This is a genomic window from Bradyrhizobium valentinum (genome assembly GCF_001440405.1).
Taxonomy (GTDB): domain Bacteria; phylum Pseudomonadota; class Alphaproteobacteria; order Rhizobiales; family Xanthobacteraceae; genus Bradyrhizobium; species Bradyrhizobium valentinum.
The window spans coordinates 182,940-200,838 of sequence record NZ_LLXX01000119.1 but is presented as its reverse complement, the minus strand read 5'-3'; the positions used below and the strand labels follow the sequence as shown (position 1 = coordinate 200,838).

The following is a 17,899-nucleotide window of genomic DNA, read 5'->3' as shown; positions in this document are numbered from 1 at the left end:
ATTGGTTAACCCGCAATGCCTGACGGCTCCGCCACCGCTCATCATTACCGCCCAAAGCTCGTTACCGTCCTGACCGAGGGCTACGGCCTCGCCAGCTTTCGAAAGGATATGCTGGCGGCCCTGACGGTTGCGATTGTCGCTCTCCCGCTCTCGATGGCGATCGCCGTCGCCTCGGGCGTATCGCCCGAGCGGGGATTATACGCCGCCGTCATCGGCGGCTTTTTAGTGTCGGCGCTCGGCGGCAGCCGCTATCAGATCGGCGGTCCCGCCGGCGCGTTCATCGTTCTCGTATCGGCGACGGTGGCGAGGTTTGGCCTCGAAGGGCTGTTGCTGACGGTTTTCATCTCCGGCTTCATGCTGACGCTGATCGGCCTTTTGAGGCTCGGCACGTTGATCCGTTACATTCCCCATGCGGTGACCATAGGCTTCACTTGCGGCATCGCGGTCACGATCTTTGCCAGCCAGCTCAGGGATCTCGGCGGCCTGAAGCTCGCCGCTGCCGAACCGGGACGGTTGCTGCCAAAGCTCGCCGCACTCGGCCATGCATTGCCGACGCTCAATCCTGATGCGCTCGGCGTTGGCGTCGGCTCGGCCGCCTTGATCTTTCTGCTGCGACGTCTGGCGCCGAACTGGCCGGGAATGCTGATCGCGGTCATCCTGGCCTCGGTCGCCGCGTGGCTGTTCCATCTGCCGGTGGAGACGATCGGTAGCCGTTTTGGCCAACTTCCGGACGGCCTGCCGGGGCCGCGTCTGCCTGATATCTCTTACGCAACCATTCTCGAAGTGTTGCCGGCGGCGCTTTCTTTTACGCTCCTCGGTGCGGTCGAAAGCCTGCTGTCCGCCAAGGTCGCCGACGGTATGACCGGGCGCAAGCATCGCTACAATATGGAGGTGGTGGCGCAAGGCATTGCCAACGTCGCGTCTGCCATCTTCGGCGGCATCAGCATAACCGGTACGATCGCGCGTACGGCAACCAATATTCGCGCGGGCGCATGCAGCCCGGTCTCCGGCATGGCGCACGCGTTGTTCGTGCTGGTGTTCATGGTGGTCGCCGCCCCGCTGGCAAGCTTTGTTCCGCTGCCGGCGCTGGCCGGCGTGCTCGTTGTGGTGTGCTGGAACATGGCCGAGAAGGAAGAATTTTCTCGCCTGCTTCATGACTGGCGCCCGGCTTGCGTGCTGATCGCGACCTTCGGCCTGACGCTGATCGAAGACCTGACAGTCGGTATCATCGCCGGATGCGCGCTCGCGGCGGCGTTTGCGATCTACGATCGCGTTCGCTCTCGCACCTAATCCTTTGCGACCGGCTTGGTCGCGAACTGCGGAAACATCGCAGCCACGACAGGCCCGTCGGTGCGCCAGGAATGGCAGCCGCCGATGAAGAACGGGCGCTTGCCGGAGTTCTGCTGGTTCTCCAGCGTGTCGCGGCCTTCCGGATTCTTGCCATAGGACATAGTCTGATACAGCGTGGTCACGGCGGGGCCGAGCAGTTCCGCCAGATGCGTGCAGGTTTCCAGCCGGCTGATCTTGCGCCGCACCGTTTCGCGCCAGCCGGGGCCGATGCGCTCGCCGATCAGGCGCTGCAAGATCGGCTCCACCTCGACACAGGTCGGATAGGGCGTGGCGCGCATCATCGCTTCCGCCTCACGGATGGTCATGTCCTCGTCGATCGCGAGCCGCAGGCCGATATCGTGCACGGGATCGCCCGGCTTCAGTTCGCCGCGGAAACGATCGGCGCGCTGGACGAAGGGCTTTGTGTCGCGCAGCCAGGCCTCGACTTCCCAGAGCCCGTCGTCGCGTAGAAAGCCTTCGCATGTAACCGACCGCGTATGCATCAGGCGGCGGCGTGTCGCGTTACCGTCATTTGCTGAAGGCATCAGTTTGTCCTGTTTCGACGCCGAGGCTGCCAACACCGCCTGAGTTCAATTGAATTTAACGATCATCTTGCCGAGCGCCGACCTGGACTGCATGGTCTTGAACGCCTCGCGGAAATTCTCGAACGGCACGATCTTGCCGACCACCGGCCGCAATTTGCCTGATGCGAGCCAATCGAACAATTGCGCGATCAGGCGGGCGTGGGTTTCCGGCTCGCGCTTCTGGATCTGGGCGAGATCGACGCCGAGCAGTGCGCCGCCCTTGAGCAGCGGCAGGTTGAACGCAAGCGCTGGAATAGTGCCCGAGGCGAATCCGACCACGAGGTGCCGCCCGCGCCATGCGATCGAGCGAAACGCCTGCAGGGCGACGTCGCCGCCGACAGGATCGAAGATCACGTCCGGCCCATGCCCGCCAGTCAATTCCCTAAGCGTGTCCCGCCAGTCCGCCTTGGTGTAGTCGATGGTCTGATCGGCGCCGAACCGCACCGCGAAGTCGCGCTTTTCTGCCGTCGATGCTGCGGCGATCACCCGCGCGCCCATCAGCTTGCCGATCTGAATGGCGGCGATACCGACGCCGCCTGCCGCGCCCAGCACCAGCAATATTTCGCCGGCCTGAAGTGAGGCGCGGGCATCGAGTGCGTAAAGCCCGGTGAGATAGTTGGCCTGAAACGATGCGCCGGCCTCGAAGGGAACCTGCGGCGGCAGGTGCTTGAGTGCCGCAGATGGCACCGAGATATATTCGGCCAGCGCGCCGGAACGGGCCATTCCAATCACTGAAATACCCGGCTTGAACGCGGTGACGTCGTCGGCAACGGCATCGACGATGCCGGCAAACTCCGTTCCCGGCACGAACGGCAGGGGATCCTTGGTCTGATAGAGCCCTTGCACTTTCAATCCGTCGACGAAGCCGACCGCCGCGGCGCCGACCTTGACGCGGACGTCGCCTTTGGAAATGCCGGGCGTTTCGATCTCCTTGATCGAGATGCCGTCGATTGAATCGTAGTTGTCGACAACAACGGCCTTCATGCAAATTCTCTCATGCGTTTTCTCATCCTGCGCCAAAGGCTTGCGCCGGCGTCTTGAGGTGCTTGCAAATTCTATTCGGCCGCTTCGGCCTGCCGGTCGATCGCAAGCGCGCCTTGCTTGATGAGCGGAATCAAGTCGCGGCCGATCGCCATGGTGTCATGCGGATTTTCGAAACCGCGCAGCAGGAAGGAATGAATGCCGAGCCGGTAATATTCCAGCACCGCCGCCGCGATCTGCTCGGGCGTTCCGACCAGGCATGACGTATTGCCGGGTGCGCCGGTGGCGCGCGCGATGCCCATCCACAGCCGCTCGTCGTGAACGTCGCCGCGTGCGGCGTATCCGAGCAGCCGTTCGGCGGAATGGTTGGTCGGCTGCGGCGCGGCGCCGGTCTTGCGCTCGACATCCGCCAGCAGGGCGTTCGCTTTGTCCCATGCCGCGCCTTCGCTGTCCGCCATGATAGGCCGCAGCGACATGTTGAAGCCGATATTGCGCCCGAAGGCCGCCGCGCGCCGGCGGAAATCCTGGACCCGCTCCCGTGTCTCCTTGAGCGGCTCGCCGAAGATCGCAAACACGTCGCAATGCTTCGCGCCCATCTCCAGCGCACCCTCGGATGAGCCGCCGAAGAAGAGGGAGGGGTAAGGCTGCTGATACGGCTTGATGTCGGAGAAACCACCCTCAACCCGGTAGAACTCGCCCCTGTGATCGATCGGGCTGTCGCTGGTCCAGAGCTTCCGCATCACCTCCAGATATTCGCCGGCGCGGCGATAGCGGTCATTCTTGGGCAGGAAATCGCCTTCGCTGGCCTGATCCTGGTCGCTGGTACCGGCGATGATATGCAGCGACATCCGCCCCTGCGTGAGCTGGTCGAAGGTCGCGACCTGCCGCGCCGCCAGCGCCGGCGCCACCGAGCCCGGCCGGTGCGCGATCAGGAACTTGATCAGCTCGGTATGGTTGGCGGCATAGAGCGCGATCGCAAAACCTTCGGCGGCGGACGCGTAATATCCCACGAGAACAGAATCATAGTTCCACTGCTCGTGCAGGCGGGTGAAGTCGATCACCCATTCACGGGATATCTGTCCCTTGATGAGATGAACCGCGACGCCTTCCTGCTGGGTGCCGATCATTCCAATGATTCTTGCGGGCATGGGTGTTTCCCCGGTCGTGGACGCTTGACCGGAATGAAACGCACAACATCAAGGGAAAGCAAGCGTTTAGGGCCGTCCCGTTACGCGTCGTGCTCACGGCTGGCATCCGCTGCCGCCATCGCTTCGCCATGCCGGCGTGACAGCGCCGAGGTGATATTGCGCTCGGTCAGGTCCATCAGGCGATGCATCGCGCGCCGCGCGCCATCGGGATTGCGCGCCCAGATCTCGTCGAGGATGGCACGGTGATAGGGCAGGCTCTTGCGCGGCGCACCCGGGTTCAGCGTCGAGAGATCGAACGACATCCGCAGCGCCGCTTCGACGGTGGCGCCGAAGGCGACCAGAAAATCATTGCCGGTCGCCGTCAGGATGCCGCGGTGGAAGCGCAGATCAGGCTCGGAATAAGCGCGGCTGTCCATGCCGGCGGCGTCCATCTCGCGATAGGCCCGTTCGATGCGGGCGAGGTCGGCATCGGAGCCGCGCTCGGCGCAGATCGCGCAGGCCTCCGGCTCGACGATGCGCCGCACCTGCGTGAGCTGCCGGGCGAACTCTTCCGTGGGACGTTCCGCCCATGTCCACTCCAGAAGCTCAGCATCCAGCATGTTCCAGTTGATCCGCTCGCGCACATGCGTGCCGGCCTTCTGCCGCGCCGCGATCAGGCCTTTCGCCTTGAGGACGGACAGCGATTCCCGGATCGAGGTGCGGCTGACTCCAAATTGCGAGGCCAGTTCGATCTCCCGCGGCAGCGTCCGACCTTCGTGCCATACGCCGGAGACGATGAGTTTTGCGATTTCGCGCGCAACGTGGGTGTTGGGTTGGCGGAGTTCGACGTCCCTGGGCAAATCGCGACCCTCAAGCCTTGAAATAATATTGTCTGCTTTATTGCGATGCGATGTCAATTGGTACCATAAAAATAGCCGATCTGAGAGAAGCCTCCTTTTGACAGTCTATTTTATGTCGGTCATATTGTCGAAAAGCTCGTCAGGGAGGGCGCCATGATCAAGAAGAATTCGAGCGATAAATCTGCAGCCGTCAGCCGCCGGAAGCTGCTTCAGGCAGGCGCCGCCACGCTCGGCGCGGCGGCCTTCCCGATGCCGGTCATCGCACAGACCAAACCCTTTGCCGGCGTCACGTTGCGCGGCGCGTCCTTCCAGCACCGCTTCTTCACCCTGCTGCAGAACTACATTCCGGAGTTCGAGGCGCAGACCGGCATGAAGGTCGATCTGCAGCTCTCGGCGTTTCCGGTCTACAACCAGCAGGCCAATCTCGAACTGTCGTCGGGCGGCTCGGCCTTCGACTTCGTCAACGTCACCTTCATTCTCGCCGCGCGCTGGGTCGCGGCCGGACTGCTCGCCAACCTCGATGAATTCACCGGCGATCCCAGCCTGACGCCGGCGCAATGGAATCCGAAGGATTTCGTCGAAGGCGCGCAAGTGCCTTACCGCGACGCCAAGGGCGCCACCTACGGCTATTCATGGGAAGGCGGCGCCATGGTGATGGGCCTGTCCCGCATGGATCTGATGGAGAAAAAAGGCCTCAAGATTCCGAAGACTTTTGCCGAACTGCAACAGGTCTGCGCCGAGATCAACGGCGTCGAGAACGTCACCGGCATCGTGAGCTTCCAGCTCCATCACTGGTGCCTGCCGCCTTACATCCAGGGTTTTGGCGGCAACATCTTCCGCAATCCGCCCACCGACATCATGCCGGCGCTGAATTCGCCGGAAGCGATCCAGGCGATCGAATTCTACGCGAACCTGTTGAAGAATTACGCGCCGAAGGGCGTGGTGACCTATACCGAGGATCAGGCGCGCCAGGCGCTGCTGACCGGCCGCTCCAACATCTTCATCCATTCCAGCGCGTGGATCACGCCGATCCTGATGTCCGGCGATAGCAAGGTGAAAAACACCTCGCGCGTCGTGCGGATGCCAGCCGGCCCGGTGCGTGATTTCCCGGCCGCCAACAGCCAGGGGCTCGGCATTCCCAAGAACGCCAAGAACAAGAAGGCGGCGTGGGAGTTTATCAAATGGGCGCTCAGCCCGGAAATCTCGATGCGGCTGGTCAAGGAGCACGGCCATTCCTCGGTCTGCCGCAAATCCGTTATCGAGAGCGAGGAATATCGCAAGCTCAACACGGTGAATGGCCAGGACCTCGGCGCGCTCTATCTCGAAGTGCTGGGGCTGCCGGCCAAGGGCGAGAACTACATGGCCTATCGCACCGTGAAGGAATTCCCGATCGTCGGCGATGTCCTCAACAAGGCGTTCGAACAGGTGGCGACCGGGCAACTCGCCGCGCCGGCGGCGATGAACGCCGCGCAGGAGCAGGCGATTGCCAATATGCGCCGGGCCGGGACTGCGCTTTGAGCGGAAAAGGACTGGTTGACGCCGAGCGCCGCCGCTTCAACGCTTTCGCGCTGGCGCCGAGCCTGATCGTGCTGTTCATGATCGCGGGTCTGCCCGCGATCTATCTGGTCATGACCAGCCTGACGCCGTTTCAGTTGGTCAATCCCGGCTCGTCGACCGATTTCAGCTCGCCCTTGCGCAACTATCGCCTGCTGCCGGGCGACCCGCGCTTTGTCAATTCGCTGTGGGTGCAGGCCAAGCTGTCGTTCTGGGGCGTGTTGTTTCAGGTTCTGCTCGGCATGCTGCTGGCGCTCCTGCTGCACACGCAGTCGCGCGTTGTCGAATTCGCCCGCACCTTTTTCCTGATCCCGATGGTGCTGCCGCCGATCGTCGTGGCGATCATCTGGAAGCTGATCTATACGCCCGACATCAGCCCGCTCTATTACGCCGCGGGCCTGCTCAACATCGCGATGCCGTCGTTGACCTCCAGCGTCGATTTTGCCCTGACTGCGATCATCATCGCCGACACCTGGGAATGGCTTCCCTTCACCTTCCTGATGGTGCTGGCCGCGCTGCAGACCATTCCGGACGAGTTTTCCGAAGCGGCGCTGGTCGACGGCGCCAACCGACTGCAGATCTTCTTCTACATCACGCTGCCTTTCATAACGCCGATCCTGGTGATCTCGGGCATGTTTCGCCTGATCGACAGCGTCAAGGCGTTTCCGCTGGTATTCCTCTTGACCGGCGGCGGGCCGGGCAGCGTCACCGAGGTGACGAACTATTATGCTTATTTGCTGGCCTTCGATTTCAACGAGATCGGCTATTCCAGTTCGGTCACCATCGTGATGCTGTTGCTCGTCGTCGCCGTCAGTCTCGGCGTGGTGTGGATGGGCCGCCGCCGGGAGGCCATGGCATGAGTGGCGGCATGAGCGGACCTATCCGCCGTTCGGCCAGCGTTCGCCGGCTTGTGGCGATCGGCGTGACGCTGATCGTGCTGCTGTCGCCGTTCCTCTGGCTCTTGCAGATGAGCTTCAAATCCAACGACCTGATCCTGCAGTTTCCGCCGCCTTTGATCTTCACGCCGACGCTGCAAAATTACGCCTCGCTCTGGCAGGGCGCGTTCCCGGCCTCCTTCGTCAACAGCCTGATGAGCGCCTCGTTCTCCACCGCGCTGGCGCTCATTCTAGGCGTACCCGCGGCCTACGCGCTGTCGCGATGGGCAGGCCGGGGCAAGCACGCGCTGAGCTTTGCGATCCTGGTGACGCGGATGGCGCCGCCGATCGCATTCACGATTCCATTCTTCCTGTTCTATCGCTGGATCGGACTGCTCGACACCGTCACCGGGCTGGTGCTGGTCTATACCAGCTTCAACCTGCCGCTCGTGATCTGGATGATGCAGCCGTTCTTCGAGACGGTGCCGCCATCGCTGGAAGAGGCGGCGCTGGTCGACGGCGCGTCGACACGGGTCGTCTTCCTCCAGATCGTGCTGCCGATGGTCACGCCCGGCGTCGCCGCCACCGCGATCCTGTGCTTCCTCTACGCCTGGAACGACTTTTTCTTTGCGCTGATCCTGACGCGGACCAATGCGCGCACCGCGCCGGTCGCCGTGGTCAACTTCATGAACTACGAGGGGTGGGAGTGGGGCAAGATCGCCGCGGGCGGCTCGCTGGTGATGGCGCCGGTCCTGATTTTCTCGCTCGCCGTGCGCCGCTATCTGGTGAGCGGGCTGACGGCGGGCGCCGTGAAGGGGTGAGGGTGATGCGGCTTCCGACCGGTGCTTCACGATTTGTATTCATCTTTGCCCATCCGGCCGGCCATGTCGGCGCGCCGCGCCACTATACGCCCTATTTCCAGGGCAACGGACTGGACTGGCACATGGTGCCGCTCGATATCGCGCCGGAGCATCTGGCAGAGACAATCCGCACGCTGGCGAAATCGCCGAGTGTCGCCGGCTTCAACCTCACCATGCCGCACAAGCCGGCGGCGTTCGAATTGTGCGACGCGGTCGGCCCTGCCGCTGAATTCGAAGGCGTGGTCAACACAATCCGGATTGAGGCCGGCGGACGGCTGGTCGGCGAGTCCTTCGATGGCGGCGGTTTTCTGAATGCAGCACGCGAGGAAAAGGTTTTCGATCCGGACCGTCGCTGCGTCGTGATCGGGGCGGGCGGAGCGGGCCGGGCGATCTGTCATGCGCTCGCTGCCTCTGGCCTAAAGCGGCTGCGGATCCTGAATGAAGCGGCCGGCCCGGTCGAAATCCTGGCCGCAAAACTCCGCAGCCGTTTCGCCGATCTCGAAATCAGCCTGGACGAAAGATTCGACGATGCCGGCCTCCTGGTCAACGCCACCTCGCTCGGGCTTCGCGAGACGGACGCCCTGCCGATGAATCCCGCGCGGTTGCCAGATGATTGCGCCGTGTTCGACATCATCGCCGCTCGCCGGACCGAGTTCATGCAAGCCTGCGCCGCGCGCGGCCTGAAGGTCGTGGATGGCGTCGCGATGATCAAACACCAGCTTCCCTTGCAGACTGCGTTCTGGCGTGGTGAAGCGTGAGTTGGGTCGAGCGGGAACCGAGTTCCTAATCAATCCGGGATGCATTCGGTGAATTGCTGCGCTGCATGAAATGAGGGACCCATGCGCTGAAGCCCCGCGTTAGCGGCGGATCGTGCGCTGCGCAGCGGGGATTTACATGGACGATCTTCAGTCGAGGTTGGAACAGATATTTGGCTGGGTGCCGCAATGGCTGGTGGGCCTTGGCCTTGTCGTCGGCGCCATTATCGTTGCGCTATTCATGCACGGTATTGCCGCACGGATCATCAAACGCGGGCTCGGCGCACGCTGGCCCGCTGTGCCCTTGCTCCTGCAAAGGATCGCCGGTCCAGCGCGGCTGGCGCTTTGTCTCGTGGCGGTGGCGCTGGTGCTGCCGCTGGCACCGCTGAACGATGTGCTTCGTGAACAGCTCCGGCACTTTTTCGTCGTGGCCGTCATCGCGCTGATCGGGTGGATCACGGTCCGCGCCGTGGACATGGGCGCCGTGCGCTACCTACAGCGCTTCCGCCTCGATACCGATGAGAATTTTCTTGCCCGCAAGCACGTCACCCAGGTTCGTGTCTTCAAGCGCGTGACCGATACCTTGATCGTCATCATTGCGGTTGCCACCGCCTTGATGACCTTTGAATCCGTCAAGCAATACGGTGTCAGCCTGTTCGCGTCGGCCGGCGCCGCCGGTCTGATCGTCGGCCTCGCCGCAAGGCCGTTGCTCAGCAACCTCATCGCCGGCGTTCAGATCGCGATCACCCAGCCGATCCGGATCGAGGATGCCGTCATCGTCGAGAACGAGTGGGGCTGGGTCGAGGACATCGCCTCGACCTATGTCGTGATCCGTCTCTGGGACTGGCGGCGGATGGTGGTTCCACTGTCCTACTTCATCGAGCGTCCGTTTCAGAACTGGACCCGTGATACCCAGTCGCTGATCGGCGCCATCGCCTTCCATGTCGATTACTGCACCGATGTCTCGCGGATCAGGCAGCGGCTTGAGGAGGCCGTGCGCGAGTCCAAATTGTGGGACGGCGCGGTGGTCAATCTCCAGGTGATCGAGGCCAGCCCGCGGGCGATCGAGCTTCGTGCGCTGGTCAGCGCGAGGTCCGCGCCGCAATCCTGGGACCTCCGCTGCGAGATCAGGGAGAAGCTGCTGGCTTTCATTCGCGAGGAGATGCCCGAAGCGTTCCCGCGCGAACGCGCCCTGATATCGCCGCCGCTCGGCGCGTTCGAGCATGGCAAAGCGCCGTCACAACAGATTCCTGCGAGAGCTCACAATTAAGGTAGGCGCAGGAGGTGGACCAACCCCCGCTGAAACCTCTCGCAAGGCCGGAATCGGCCTTGCTTCCGCTTGTTCCGGCTGTAATGGATACGGCTGAACCACGTCCTTGCCTACATCCAGAAGAAGAGATCGATGAGCCAACTGATTGTCCGTGCCGGTGAATTCACCTTCCAGGCCCGTTTCGAGGAGCAACTGGCGCCCAAAACGGTAGCAGCGTTTCGCAAGGCGATGCCGTTCGAGAGCCAGGCGATCCATGTCCGCTGGAGCGGCGAGGGTGTCTGGATGCCGCTCGGCGATCTCGATTTCGGCGTCTCCTACGAGAACCACACCAGTTATCCCGCGCCCGGCCAGATTATTCTCTATCCCGGCGGCATCAGCGAAACCGAAATCCTGCTCGCCTATGGCGGCGTGCATTTCGCGAGTAAGATGGGCCAGCTTGCCGGTAATCATTTCATCACCCTGACCTCGGGGCTGGAGAACCTGACTGCATTCGGCAAGGCCGTGCTGTGGAAGGGCGCGCAGAAGATCCGCTTCGAGGAAGTGTGAGCATGGCGGCGCCGGTCTACCCGCGCGACTTTCGTGGCTACGGGCGCAACCCGCCCGATCCCAAGTGGCCCGGCGACGCACGTGTTGCCGTCCAGTTCGTGGTGAATTTCGAGGAAGGCGGCGAGAACAATATTCTCGACGGCGACCGTGCCTCGGAAGCTTTTTTGTCCGACGTGCTGGGCGCGCAGCCCTGGCCCGGACAGCGCCACGCCAATATCGAGTCAATGTTCGAATATGGGTCGCGCGCCGGCTTCTGGCGGCTGTGGAGGGTCTTCACCGAACGCAATCTGCCGGCCACCGTGTTTGGCGTCGCGAAGGCGTTGAAGCGAAATCCCGATGTGGTCGCCGCCATGAAGGAGGCCGGCTGGGACATCGCCAGCCACAGCCTCCGATGGATCGAGCACAAGGATATGTCGGAGAACGAGGAGCGGACCGAGATCGCAGCGGCGATCCGCGTCCACACCGAGGCGACGGGGCAGCGTCCGCTCGGCTGGTACACCGGACGCTCCTCGATCAATACGTTGCGGCTGCTGATGGAAGCCGGCGGATTGCTTTATCTCTGCGACTCCTATGCCGACGACCTGCCGTACTGGATCAAGTCGCGCGGCTCAAAGCCGCATCTGGTCATTCCCTATACGCTCGATGCCAACGACATGCGTTTTGTCAACGCGCAGGGCTTTGGCGGCGGGGATGAATTCTTCACCTACCTCAAGGACAGCTTTGACGTCCTTTACAAGGAAGGCGAGACCGCGCCGAAGATGATGTCGGTCGGGCTGCATTGCCGGGTCGTGGGCCGGCCCGGTCGGGCGGCGGCGCTGATCCGCTTCCTCGACTATATCGGACAGCACGAGCGCGTCTGGGTGCCGACACGGCTGCAGATCGCGCAGCACTGGCACGCCAATCTGGCGCATCTCGCCGAAAACGCCTTCGATATCGGGTGAGGCGCGAAAGCGATGTTGAAGCTTTCCGACTTAAACGTTTGCAGCAAGGATGATTTCGTCGCCGCGCTGGCAAATGTGTTCGAGTATTCACCCTGGGTTGCCGGGCAAGCGGCCGCATTGCGACCGTTTGCGGGGGCCGGGCAGCTATTGGCGGCGATGACGGCGGCGGTCGAGCGCGCTCCCGACGAATTGCGGCTGGCGTTGATCAGGGCGCATCCCGATCTCGCCAGCAAGACCCAGCGCGCTGCAAGTCTCACCGCGGAATCTGGCGCCGAGCAAAACAGCGCCGGCCTCGATCGGCTGTCGGACGCCGAATACGAAGCGTTCGAGCGCGCCAACAGCGCCTACCGTTCCAAGTTCGGCTTTCCCTATATTGTCTGCGTTCGCCGCCACACCCGCGATTCCGTTCTGCGTGATTTCGAACGCCGTTTGCCGAACGATGCCAAGACCGAGGCGCAGGCGTCGATTGTAGAGATCTGCCGGATTGCTGCGTTGCGGCTCGATCAGCTCGTCGCCTCCGACGACAAGCTGCCCGTGCATGGCCGTCTGTCGACCCATGTACTCGACACCCATAGCGGCCGACCCGCCGCGGGAATATCGGTTGAACTAACCGAACTGTCCGATCTCGGCGAGCCCCGCGTGGTGGCGCGCGCGACGACGAACCAGGACGGCCGCACCGATCAGCCGCTGATCGGCGGCCGGCCGGTGCCGATCGGCCGCTACGAGCTGACGTTTAACGTCGGCGCCTATTTTGCCGATCGCGGCGTGCCGATGTCCGATCCGCCGTTTCTCGATCGAATTCCCCTGCGCTTTTCGGTAAGCGATCCCGAAGGCCATCTACATGTGCCGCTATTGGTCACGCCCTGGGGCTACGCGACCTACCGCGGGAGTTGATCGCCAAGCCGAGCCCGCCAAGGCTAGTGCGTCGCCGATGCCGCGGCCGTCGCTGCGCCGGCTTCGGCGGCGGCCTTGCTGCCGACACCGTTGAAGAAGGCGTTCAGCGCGACGGCAACGAGCGCGCTGAGCAGGATACCGGACTCGAGCAACGGGTGCAGGTCATGCGGCAGGTTCTTGAAGAAGTTCGGAGATACCAGCGGGATCATGCCGAAGCCGACGGATATCGCGACGATGAACAGATTGTAGCGGTTGTTCTTGAAGTCCACCGCGGTAAGGATCCGCGCGCCGGTGGCTGCCACCATGCCGAACATCACGAGGCCGGCGCCGCCGAGCACCACCAGCGGCACGGCCTCGACCAGTGCCGCCATCTTGGGCATGAGCCCGAGCAGCAACAGGATGCCGCCGCCGGCGATTGTGACCCAGCGTGATCGCACGCCGGTGACACCGACGAGGCCGACATTCTGCGAGAACGACGTATAGGGAAAGGTGTTGAACAGGCCGCCCAGAAACGTGCCGACACCGTCGGCCCGCAAGCCGCGGGTCAGCGCGTCGCGGCTGACGGTCTTGCCGGTGATCTCGCCCAGCGCGAGGAACATGCCAAGCGATTCGATCATCACCACGATCATCACGATGCACATGGTGAGGATCGGGATGAGTTGAAATTTCGGCAGCCCGAAATGCAGCGGCAGCACGATCGCAGCCCACGGCGCTGCGGCGACCTTCTCGAAATGCATGACACCAAGCGCGGCGGCCAGGACGGCGCCTGCGACGATGCCGAGCAGCACGGCGACATTGGCGACGAAGCCGGAGCCCCATTTGATCAGGCCAAGGATCACCAGCAGCACGAACAGCGCAAGCCCAAGGCCCTGCAACTGGCCGTAGCCGGGATTGGGAAAGGCGCCCGGTACGCCGTCGACGATCTTGGTCAAGGTCGGCAGGCCCCCGCCGGCCCAGTTGATGCCGACCCGCATCAAGGAAATGCCGATCACCAGGATAATGGTCCCAGTCACGACGGGAGGAAACAGCGGCAGTAATCGGCTCACGAAAGGTGCAGCCAGGATCGCAAATAAGCCCGCCGATATCACCGAGCCGTAGATGCCGAGCAGGCCGATGTCGGGCACTGCTGCCATCGACAGCATCGGGCCGACGGAGGCAAAGGTGACCCCCATCATCACCGGCAGCCTGATACCGACCCCGGGGAAACCGATACACTGCACCAGTGTGGCGATCCCGCACGCGAACAAATCCGCGCTGATCAGGAAGGCGACGTCCTCGGGCGGCAGCTTCAGCGCCCGGCCGATGATCAGGGGCACGGCAACCGCGCCGGCGTACATCACCAGCACATGCTGCAGACCGAGCGCCAGCAACCGCGGCGTCGGCAAAATCTGGTCGACCGGATGGATTTCGCTGCTCATATTCGGATTCCCCCTGCTGCAGGCCCCAAGCCTGTTTGAGCCGATACCTGTTTTGAACCGATACAAGGCTCGTGCCAGATGCTCATCCCCGCAAGCCTTGCCCTGTGGCACGAAGGTTGCTCAATATTGAACCATAGCGGGCGGTCGTAATCCCCGCAAATTGCAGGTTGAACGGGAGGCCTCGGATGCCGCTGATCAGGAACAGATATGGTAAGGGTCGCGTCCGGGTCATGCGGATTCACCGGGACGGCGAGCAACACGAAGTCAGCCAGCTCAGCGTCAAGGCGATGATCGAGGGCGACTTTGCCCGCGCCTATACCCATGCCGACAATTCCACCTCGGTGGCGACGGATACGATCAAGAACATCGTCAATGTCGTCGCCCGCGAAAACACCGCGCTGTGCGCCGAGGAATTCTGCCAGGTGCTGGCGAATAGATATCTCGACACCTATCCGCAAATCGCCTCGGTTGCGATATCAGCGCATGAGACCAAATGGCGCCGCCTGAATTTTGGCGGCAAGCCGCATCCCCATAGCTTCGTGCTCGACAGCAACGGCGAGCCGTTCGTCGACGTTGCCGCCACCCGCGGGGGACCGCCGGCATTGACGTCGGGCATCGATGGTTTTGCTTTCATGAAGTCGACGCAGTCCGGATGGGAGAATTATCCGAGGGATCGCTACACGACGCTGCCGCCGACCGCCGACCGGATGTGCGCAACCAGCATGGTGGCGTCCTGGAAATGGTCGGCGAAGCCGTCGAGCTATCCCGCGGCCAATGCGAGGATTCTCGACACCCTGCTCGAAGTGTTCGGTACGACCTACAGCAAGAGCGTGCAGGACAGCCTGTACCGGATGGGCGAGGCGGCCCTGGCGTCAGTGCCGGAGATTGCGGAAATCAGCATGGCCTGCCCAAACATGCACTTCATTCCGATTAATCTTTCGGCGTTCGGGCTGGATAACAATAATGACGTTTTCCTGCCGACCGACGAGCCCCACGGCCAGATTGAGTGCACCGTGGGAAGGGGCTAAAAGGCACCCCCACACGTCGAAGCGCCGATCGAAGTGCGCTTACTGGAACGGCATGAGCAGGACGGAGGCGGCCATCGGCGCGACGACACGATCACGGCTTGGCGACGAAATCGTAAGCCGGATCAATCAGCTCGGGGCGATTTCCGAGACTGGCGAGCATCTGGCTCGGATCTTCCTTTCACCCGAACATCGCATTGCCGCGGATCTCATTCTGTCGTGGATGCGCGACGCTGGCATGGCCGCGCATCTCGACGCCATCGGCAATGTCAGCGGCCGCTATGAGGGCGACCGTCCGGGGCTGCCGTGCCTGATGCTCGGCTCGCATTACGACACCGTGCGCGACGCCGGCAAATGGGACGGGCCGCTCGGTGTGATCACGGCGATTGCCTGCGTCGCCGATCTGAACCGGCGCGGCATGCGGCCGCCGTTTGCGATCGAAGTGATAGGCTTTGCCGACGAAGAGGGCGTGCGTTTTGCCTCCACGCTGCTCGGCAGCCGGGCCATCGCCGGAACTTTTGATGAAAGCGTGCTCAACGTACGCGATGCGAGCGGCCTCACCATGCGCGAGGCGATGGTGCAGTTCGGGCTCGATCCCGAACAAATCGGCGCAGCGGCGCGGGCGCGGCGCGAGCTGCATGCCTATGTCGAACTGCACATCGAGCAGGGGCCGGTGCTCGAGCAACAGAACCTTCCGGTCGGCGTGGTGACGGCAATATCAGGCGCCACGCGGCTGGCCGCAAACCTCTCCGGCATGGCCGGCCATGCGGGCACGGTGCCGATGGCGCTGCGCCGTGACGCGCTGGCGGGCGCTGCCGAATGCATCGTGGCGGTCGAGCAGTTCTGCAAGGCGGATAGCGCAGGCCTGGTCGGCACCGTCGGCGTCATCACGGCGATGCCCGGCGCGACCAATGTCATTCCGGGACGGGTATCGTTTACGCTCGACATTCGCGCGCCGGACGATCCGCACCGCAAACACGCCGTCGCGGAAATCGTGCAGCGGATCGAGGCGATCGCGAAACGGCGTGAGCTGTCGCTGCAGATCGACGTCACCCACGAGAACCGCACCGTGCCCTGCGCGCCATGGCTGAAAGCGCAGGTGGCGGAAGCTGTTGCGGCCGAAGGCTATGGCGTGTTCGAACTGCCGAGCGGGGCCGGGCATGACGGCATGGCGATGATCGACATTGCCGATGTCGCCATGCTGTTTGTGCGCTGCCGCGGCGGCGTCAGCCATAATCCAGCCGAGCATGTCGAAGCCGCCGACGCCGATGCCGGCGCGCGCGTGATGCTGCGGTTCATCGAGAATTTCCGGCCAAGGAGTTAAACAACGGAAGCGGGCGGGGCAGTGTAGCTGCTGGCTTGCAGCGGATCATGCTCAATGCCAAGATCGAACAAAATGACAATTCGATGACAGGTCACCGTGCTTTGGCGGAGAGACGAATCAATCGCGTTTCGCTACCAACGCGTGACCTCGAAGCCCTCGGACATCGATCATCCAAGCCTATGAATAGTGATATTTCATTTCCGTCACCTCGCGAATATCGATTTTATCAGGGACAGTTTGCGAGCCTCGTCGCTAACGGCATTCAGGCTGTCAATTTTCTCAGCGACCGGTTCCTGAGAAGAGCGCATCGCCTGTCGCTGGGAATCGATGAGCTGTACCGGCACGCGGTCGACAGCGCATTTTCGCCGCAGGAAGCCTTTCTCGTCACGGGGGCGCCGCACGCAACCGCCTATTATCCGCGGGACTTCGCCTGGTTTTATCCCGATGTTCTCGATCCCGAGACCATCATGGATTCCGACGATGCAATCCGCAGGGTTCGCTTGCTGGAAAAAAGCGTCCGGCTGATGTTGGAGGCCGTTCGTTCCAATGTCGTCACGACCACGATTATTCCGGCCGGCCGCGACCGCTACATCGGCATCAACTACTTTTCGCTGCCTTCGGATACGCTGTTGGGCATCCTCGCAGGCCTGGAGCAAATCATCCGGGCGGACCAAAGGTCATCTCCGTATCTGGCGATGTCGCAAGGCGCGCATGCCGGCCGTTTGCTGCTTGCCGAGTATCGCGAGGAACTGAAGAAGGCGATATGTCAACTTGCGGAAGCGTTGGAGCCGTTCGAAGACGGCGGCGTCGGCGCTTTGCTGTGTGACGTCACCGCACCGCGTTCCGCAGCAACCGATACCCGCGCCGAACGCCAGCGGTTTGTCACCAATGCATGCGTCTACGCAACTTTCATGCGCGGGATAGAACTCGGGGTGATCGACCGGATCGAATTGGAAGCCGTGCTCGGACGCGAACTCTCGAAATACAAGAAGGAGCTGCTCCGGTTGTTCGGAAAACCGGGCTACATCAGGCATGCTTTGCATTCCAGCAGCGAGCCGCCGGCGTCCTCCATTGCGCTCGATTTCGTCAACGTGCACCGGGGATTTTGGGATTTGAGCGACGCGGGTGAACGCGCGTTGTTCGCGGCAACGACGGATTTGATACTCGCAGAACCGCGGTTTCGAATACCGGGTACGTCTCACTTCCTGGTGTCCGCGGATAACCCGCTGAACAAGATGATCCACAAGATTGCAGCGCCCGCCTACCAGGGCCGTTCGTCCTGGCCGACGTTTAACGTCGAATTCGCCGATCGCATGCTGGAGTACGATGAACACTCAGGCGCCGACAGATACAGATCCTGCGCGCAGGACATTTTGCGTGACATTCGTACCGCGACCGAAACGCACGGCGGGTACCAGGAACTGCTGTCGGAAAAAGGTCTCAAATATCGCACGTGGGCCTATCAGGGCGCCGTCGCTCACTCCTGGTTTCCGCGTTTTCTGTCGGTATGGCGGCGGGCATTCGGGACTGCGCTGCTCAACGGGAATTAGACCGCC

16 protein-coding genes and 1 pseudogene are annotated in these 17,899 nt (G+C 62.6%); 12 read left to right on the top strand and 5 right to left on the bottom strand.

The window, feature by feature from the left end; genetic code table 11:
* Window positions 1-15: 15 nt before the first annotated feature.
* Window positions 16-1,263 (top strand): annotated as a pseudogene (locus CP49_RS19005) (SulP family inorganic anion transporter); the annotation flags it as partial.
* 23 nt (window positions 1,264-1,286) lie between these two features.
* Here CP49_RS19005 and CP49_RS19000 read toward each other — a convergent pair.
* The 4 genes from CP49_RS19000 to CP49_RS18985 all read right to left on the bottom strand — a co-directional run bounded on the left by CP49_RS19000 (window position 1,287) and on the right by CP49_RS18985 (window position 4,881).
* Window positions 1,287-1,874: a DUF2889 domain-containing protein gene (locus CP49_RS19000; protein WP_063791722.1), complete on the bottom strand. Its 588-nt coding sequence runs from the start codon at window positions 1,872-1,874 to the stop codon at window positions 1,287-1,289.
* Window positions 1,875-1,919: 45 nt separating this feature from the next.
* A complete protein-coding gene (locus CP49_RS18995) occupies window positions 1,920-2,897 on the bottom strand; it encodes an NADPH:quinone oxidoreductase family protein (RefSeq protein WP_057851720.1) in 978 nt (325 codons plus the stop codon).
* A gap of 71 nt (window positions 2,898-2,968) precedes the next feature.
* On the bottom strand, window positions 2,969-4,042 hold the full coding sequence (locus CP49_RS18990; protein WP_063791716.1) for an LLM class flavin-dependent oxidoreductase: 1,074 nt from the start codon (window positions 4,040-4,042) through the stop codon (window positions 2,969-2,971).
* An 80-nt stretch (window positions 4,043-4,122) separates the two neighbouring features.
* Window positions 4,123-4,881 (bottom strand): FadR/GntR family transcriptional regulator, encoded by a 759-nt coding sequence (locus CP49_RS18985; protein WP_057851718.1) that lies wholly within the window; start codon window positions 4,879-4,881, stop codon window positions 4,123-4,125.
* A gap of 153 nt (window positions 4,882-5,034) precedes the next feature.
* Between CP49_RS18985 and CP49_RS18980 the strand changes: the two genes are divergently transcribed.
* The 8 genes from CP49_RS18980 to uraD all read left to right on the top strand — a co-directional run bounded on the left by CP49_RS18980 (window position 5,035) and on the right by uraD (window position 12,576).
* Window positions 5,035-6,399, top strand: a complete 1,365-nt coding sequence (locus CP49_RS18980; RefSeq protein ID WP_057851717.1) for an ABC transporter substrate-binding protein — start codon at window positions 5,035-5,037, stop codon at window positions 6,397-6,399.
* Window positions 6,396-7,295, top strand: coding sequence for a carbohydrate ABC transporter permease (locus tag CP49_RS18975; RefSeq protein WP_057851716.1), 900 nt, complete (start codon window positions 6,396-6,398; stop codon window positions 7,293-7,295). The genes CP49_RS18980 and CP49_RS18975 overlap by 4 nt, the downstream gene beginning before the upstream one ends.
* 8 nt (window positions 7,296-7,303) lie before the next feature.
* The gene (locus CP49_RS18970; RefSeq protein ID WP_156438522.1) at window positions 7,304-8,131 is read left to right on the top strand and encodes a carbohydrate ABC transporter permease; all 828 of its coding nucleotides are present in this window, start codon (window positions 7,304-7,306) and stop codon (window positions 8,129-8,131) included.
* A gap of 5 nt (window positions 8,132-8,136) precedes the next feature.
* Complete coding sequence (locus tag CP49_RS18965; protein WP_057851714.1) at window positions 8,137-8,928, top strand: shikimate dehydrogenase family protein; 792 nt, start codon at window positions 8,137-8,139, stop codon at window positions 8,926-8,928.
* A gap of 136 nt (window positions 8,929-9,064) precedes the next feature.
* A complete protein-coding gene (locus tag CP49_RS18960; RefSeq protein WP_057851713.1) occupies window positions 9,065-10,195 on the top strand; it encodes a mechanosensitive ion channel family protein in 1,131 nt (376 codons plus the stop codon).
* A gap of 132 nt (window positions 10,196-10,327) precedes the next feature.
* Entirely contained in the window at window positions 10,328-10,741 is a 414-nt protein-coding gene (locus CP49_RS18955; RefSeq protein WP_057851712.1) for a DUF3830 family protein, read from the top strand.
* A gap of 2 nt (window positions 10,742-10,743) precedes the next feature.
* The gene (gene puuE, locus CP49_RS18950) at window positions 10,744-11,682 is read left to right on the top strand and encodes an allantoinase PuuE (RefSeq protein ID WP_057851711.1); all 939 of its coding nucleotides are present in this window, start codon (window positions 10,744-10,746) and stop codon (window positions 11,680-11,682) included.
* A gap of 12 nt (window positions 11,683-11,694) precedes the next feature.
* Window positions 11,695-12,576 carry a 2-oxo-4-hydroxy-4-carboxy-5-ureidoimidazoline decarboxylase gene (uraD, locus tag CP49_RS18945; RefSeq protein ID WP_057851710.1) on the top strand — a complete coding sequence of 294 codons (882 nt, stop codon included), beginning with the start codon at window positions 11,695-11,697 and terminating at the stop codon, window positions 12,574-12,576.
* Window positions 12,577-12,599: 23 nt separating this feature from the next.
* Here the strand turns inward: uraD and CP49_RS18940 are convergent, their stop codons facing one another.
* Window positions 12,600-13,994, bottom strand: coding sequence for a nucleobase:cation symporter-2 family protein (locus CP49_RS18940; RefSeq protein WP_057851709.1), 1,395 nt, complete (start codon window positions 13,992-13,994; stop codon window positions 12,600-12,602).
* Between the two features lie 185 nt (window positions 13,995-14,179).
* Here CP49_RS18940 and pucL point away from each other — a divergent pair, with 185 nt between their 5' ends.
* The 3 genes from pucL to CP49_RS18925 all read left to right on the top strand — a co-directional run bounded on the left by pucL (window position 14,180) and on the right by CP49_RS18925 (window position 17,893).
* On the top strand, window positions 14,180-15,022 hold the full coding sequence (gene pucL, locus CP49_RS18935; protein ID WP_057851708.1) for a factor-independent urate hydroxylase: 843 nt from the start codon (window positions 14,180-14,182) through the stop codon (window positions 15,020-15,022).
* 52 nt (window positions 15,023-15,074) lie between these two features.
* Entirely contained in the window at window positions 15,075-16,343 is a 1,269-nt protein-coding gene (locus CP49_RS18930) for an allantoate amidohydrolase (RefSeq protein ID WP_057851707.1), read from the top strand.
* 179 nt (window positions 16,344-16,522) lie between these two features.
* On the top strand, window positions 16,523-17,893 hold the full coding sequence (locus CP49_RS18925; RefSeq protein ID WP_057851706.1) for a hypothetical protein: 1,371 nt from the start codon (window positions 16,523-16,525) through the stop codon (window positions 17,891-17,893).
* Window positions 17,894-17,899: the final 6 nt, after the last annotated feature.

Coding starts and splice junctions, on each gene's coding strand:
- CP49_RS19000 (WP_063791722.1), bottom strand. CDS start 1,874: ATGCCTTCAGCAAATGACGGTAACGCGACACGCCGCCGCCTGATGCAT.
- CP49_RS18995 (WP_057851720.1), bottom strand. CDS start 2,897: ATGAAGGCCGTTGTTGTCGACAACTACGATTCAATCGACGGCATCTCG.
- CP49_RS18990 (WP_063791716.1), bottom strand. CDS start 4,042: ATGCCCGCAAGAATCATTGGAATGATCGGCACCCAGCAGGAAGGCGTC.
- CP49_RS18980 (WP_057851717.1), top strand. CDS start 5,035: ATGATCAAGAAGAATTCGAGCGATAAATCTGCAGCCGTCAGCCGCCGG.
- CP49_RS18970 (WP_156438522.1), top strand. CDS start 7,304: ATGAGCGGACCTATCCGCCGTTCGGCCAGCGTTCGCCGGCTTGTGGCG.
- CP49_RS18965 (WP_057851714.1), top strand. CDS start 8,137: ATGCGGCTTCCGACCGGTGCTTCACGATTTGTATTCATCTTTGCCCAT.
- CP49_RS18960 (WP_057851713.1), top strand. CDS start 9,065: ATGGACGATCTTCAGTCGAGGTTGGAACAGATATTTGGCTGGGTGCCG.
- CP49_RS18955 (WP_057851712.1), top strand. CDS start 10,328: ATGAGCCAACTGATTGTCCGTGCCGGTGAATTCACCTTCCAGGCCCGT.
- puuE (WP_057851711.1), top strand. CDS start 10,744: ATGGCGGCGCCGGTCTACCCGCGCGACTTTCGTGGCTACGGGCGCAAC.
- uraD (WP_057851710.1), top strand. CDS start 11,695: ATGTTGAAGCTTTCCGACTTAAACGTTTGCAGCAAGGATGATTTCGTC.
- CP49_RS18940 (WP_057851709.1), bottom strand. CDS start 13,994: ATGAGCAGCGAAATCCATCCGGTCGACCAGATTTTGCCGACGCCGCGG.
- pucL (WP_057851708.1), top strand. CDS start 14,180: ATGCCGCTGATCAGGAACAGATATGGTAAGGGTCGCGTCCGGGTCATG.
- CP49_RS18930 (WP_057851707.1), top strand. CDS start 15,075: ATGAGCAGGACGGAGGCGGCCATCGGCGCGACGACACGATCACGGCTT.
- CP49_RS18925 (WP_057851706.1), top strand. CDS start 16,523: ATGAATAGTGATATTTCATTTCCGTCACCTCGCGAATATCGATTTTAT.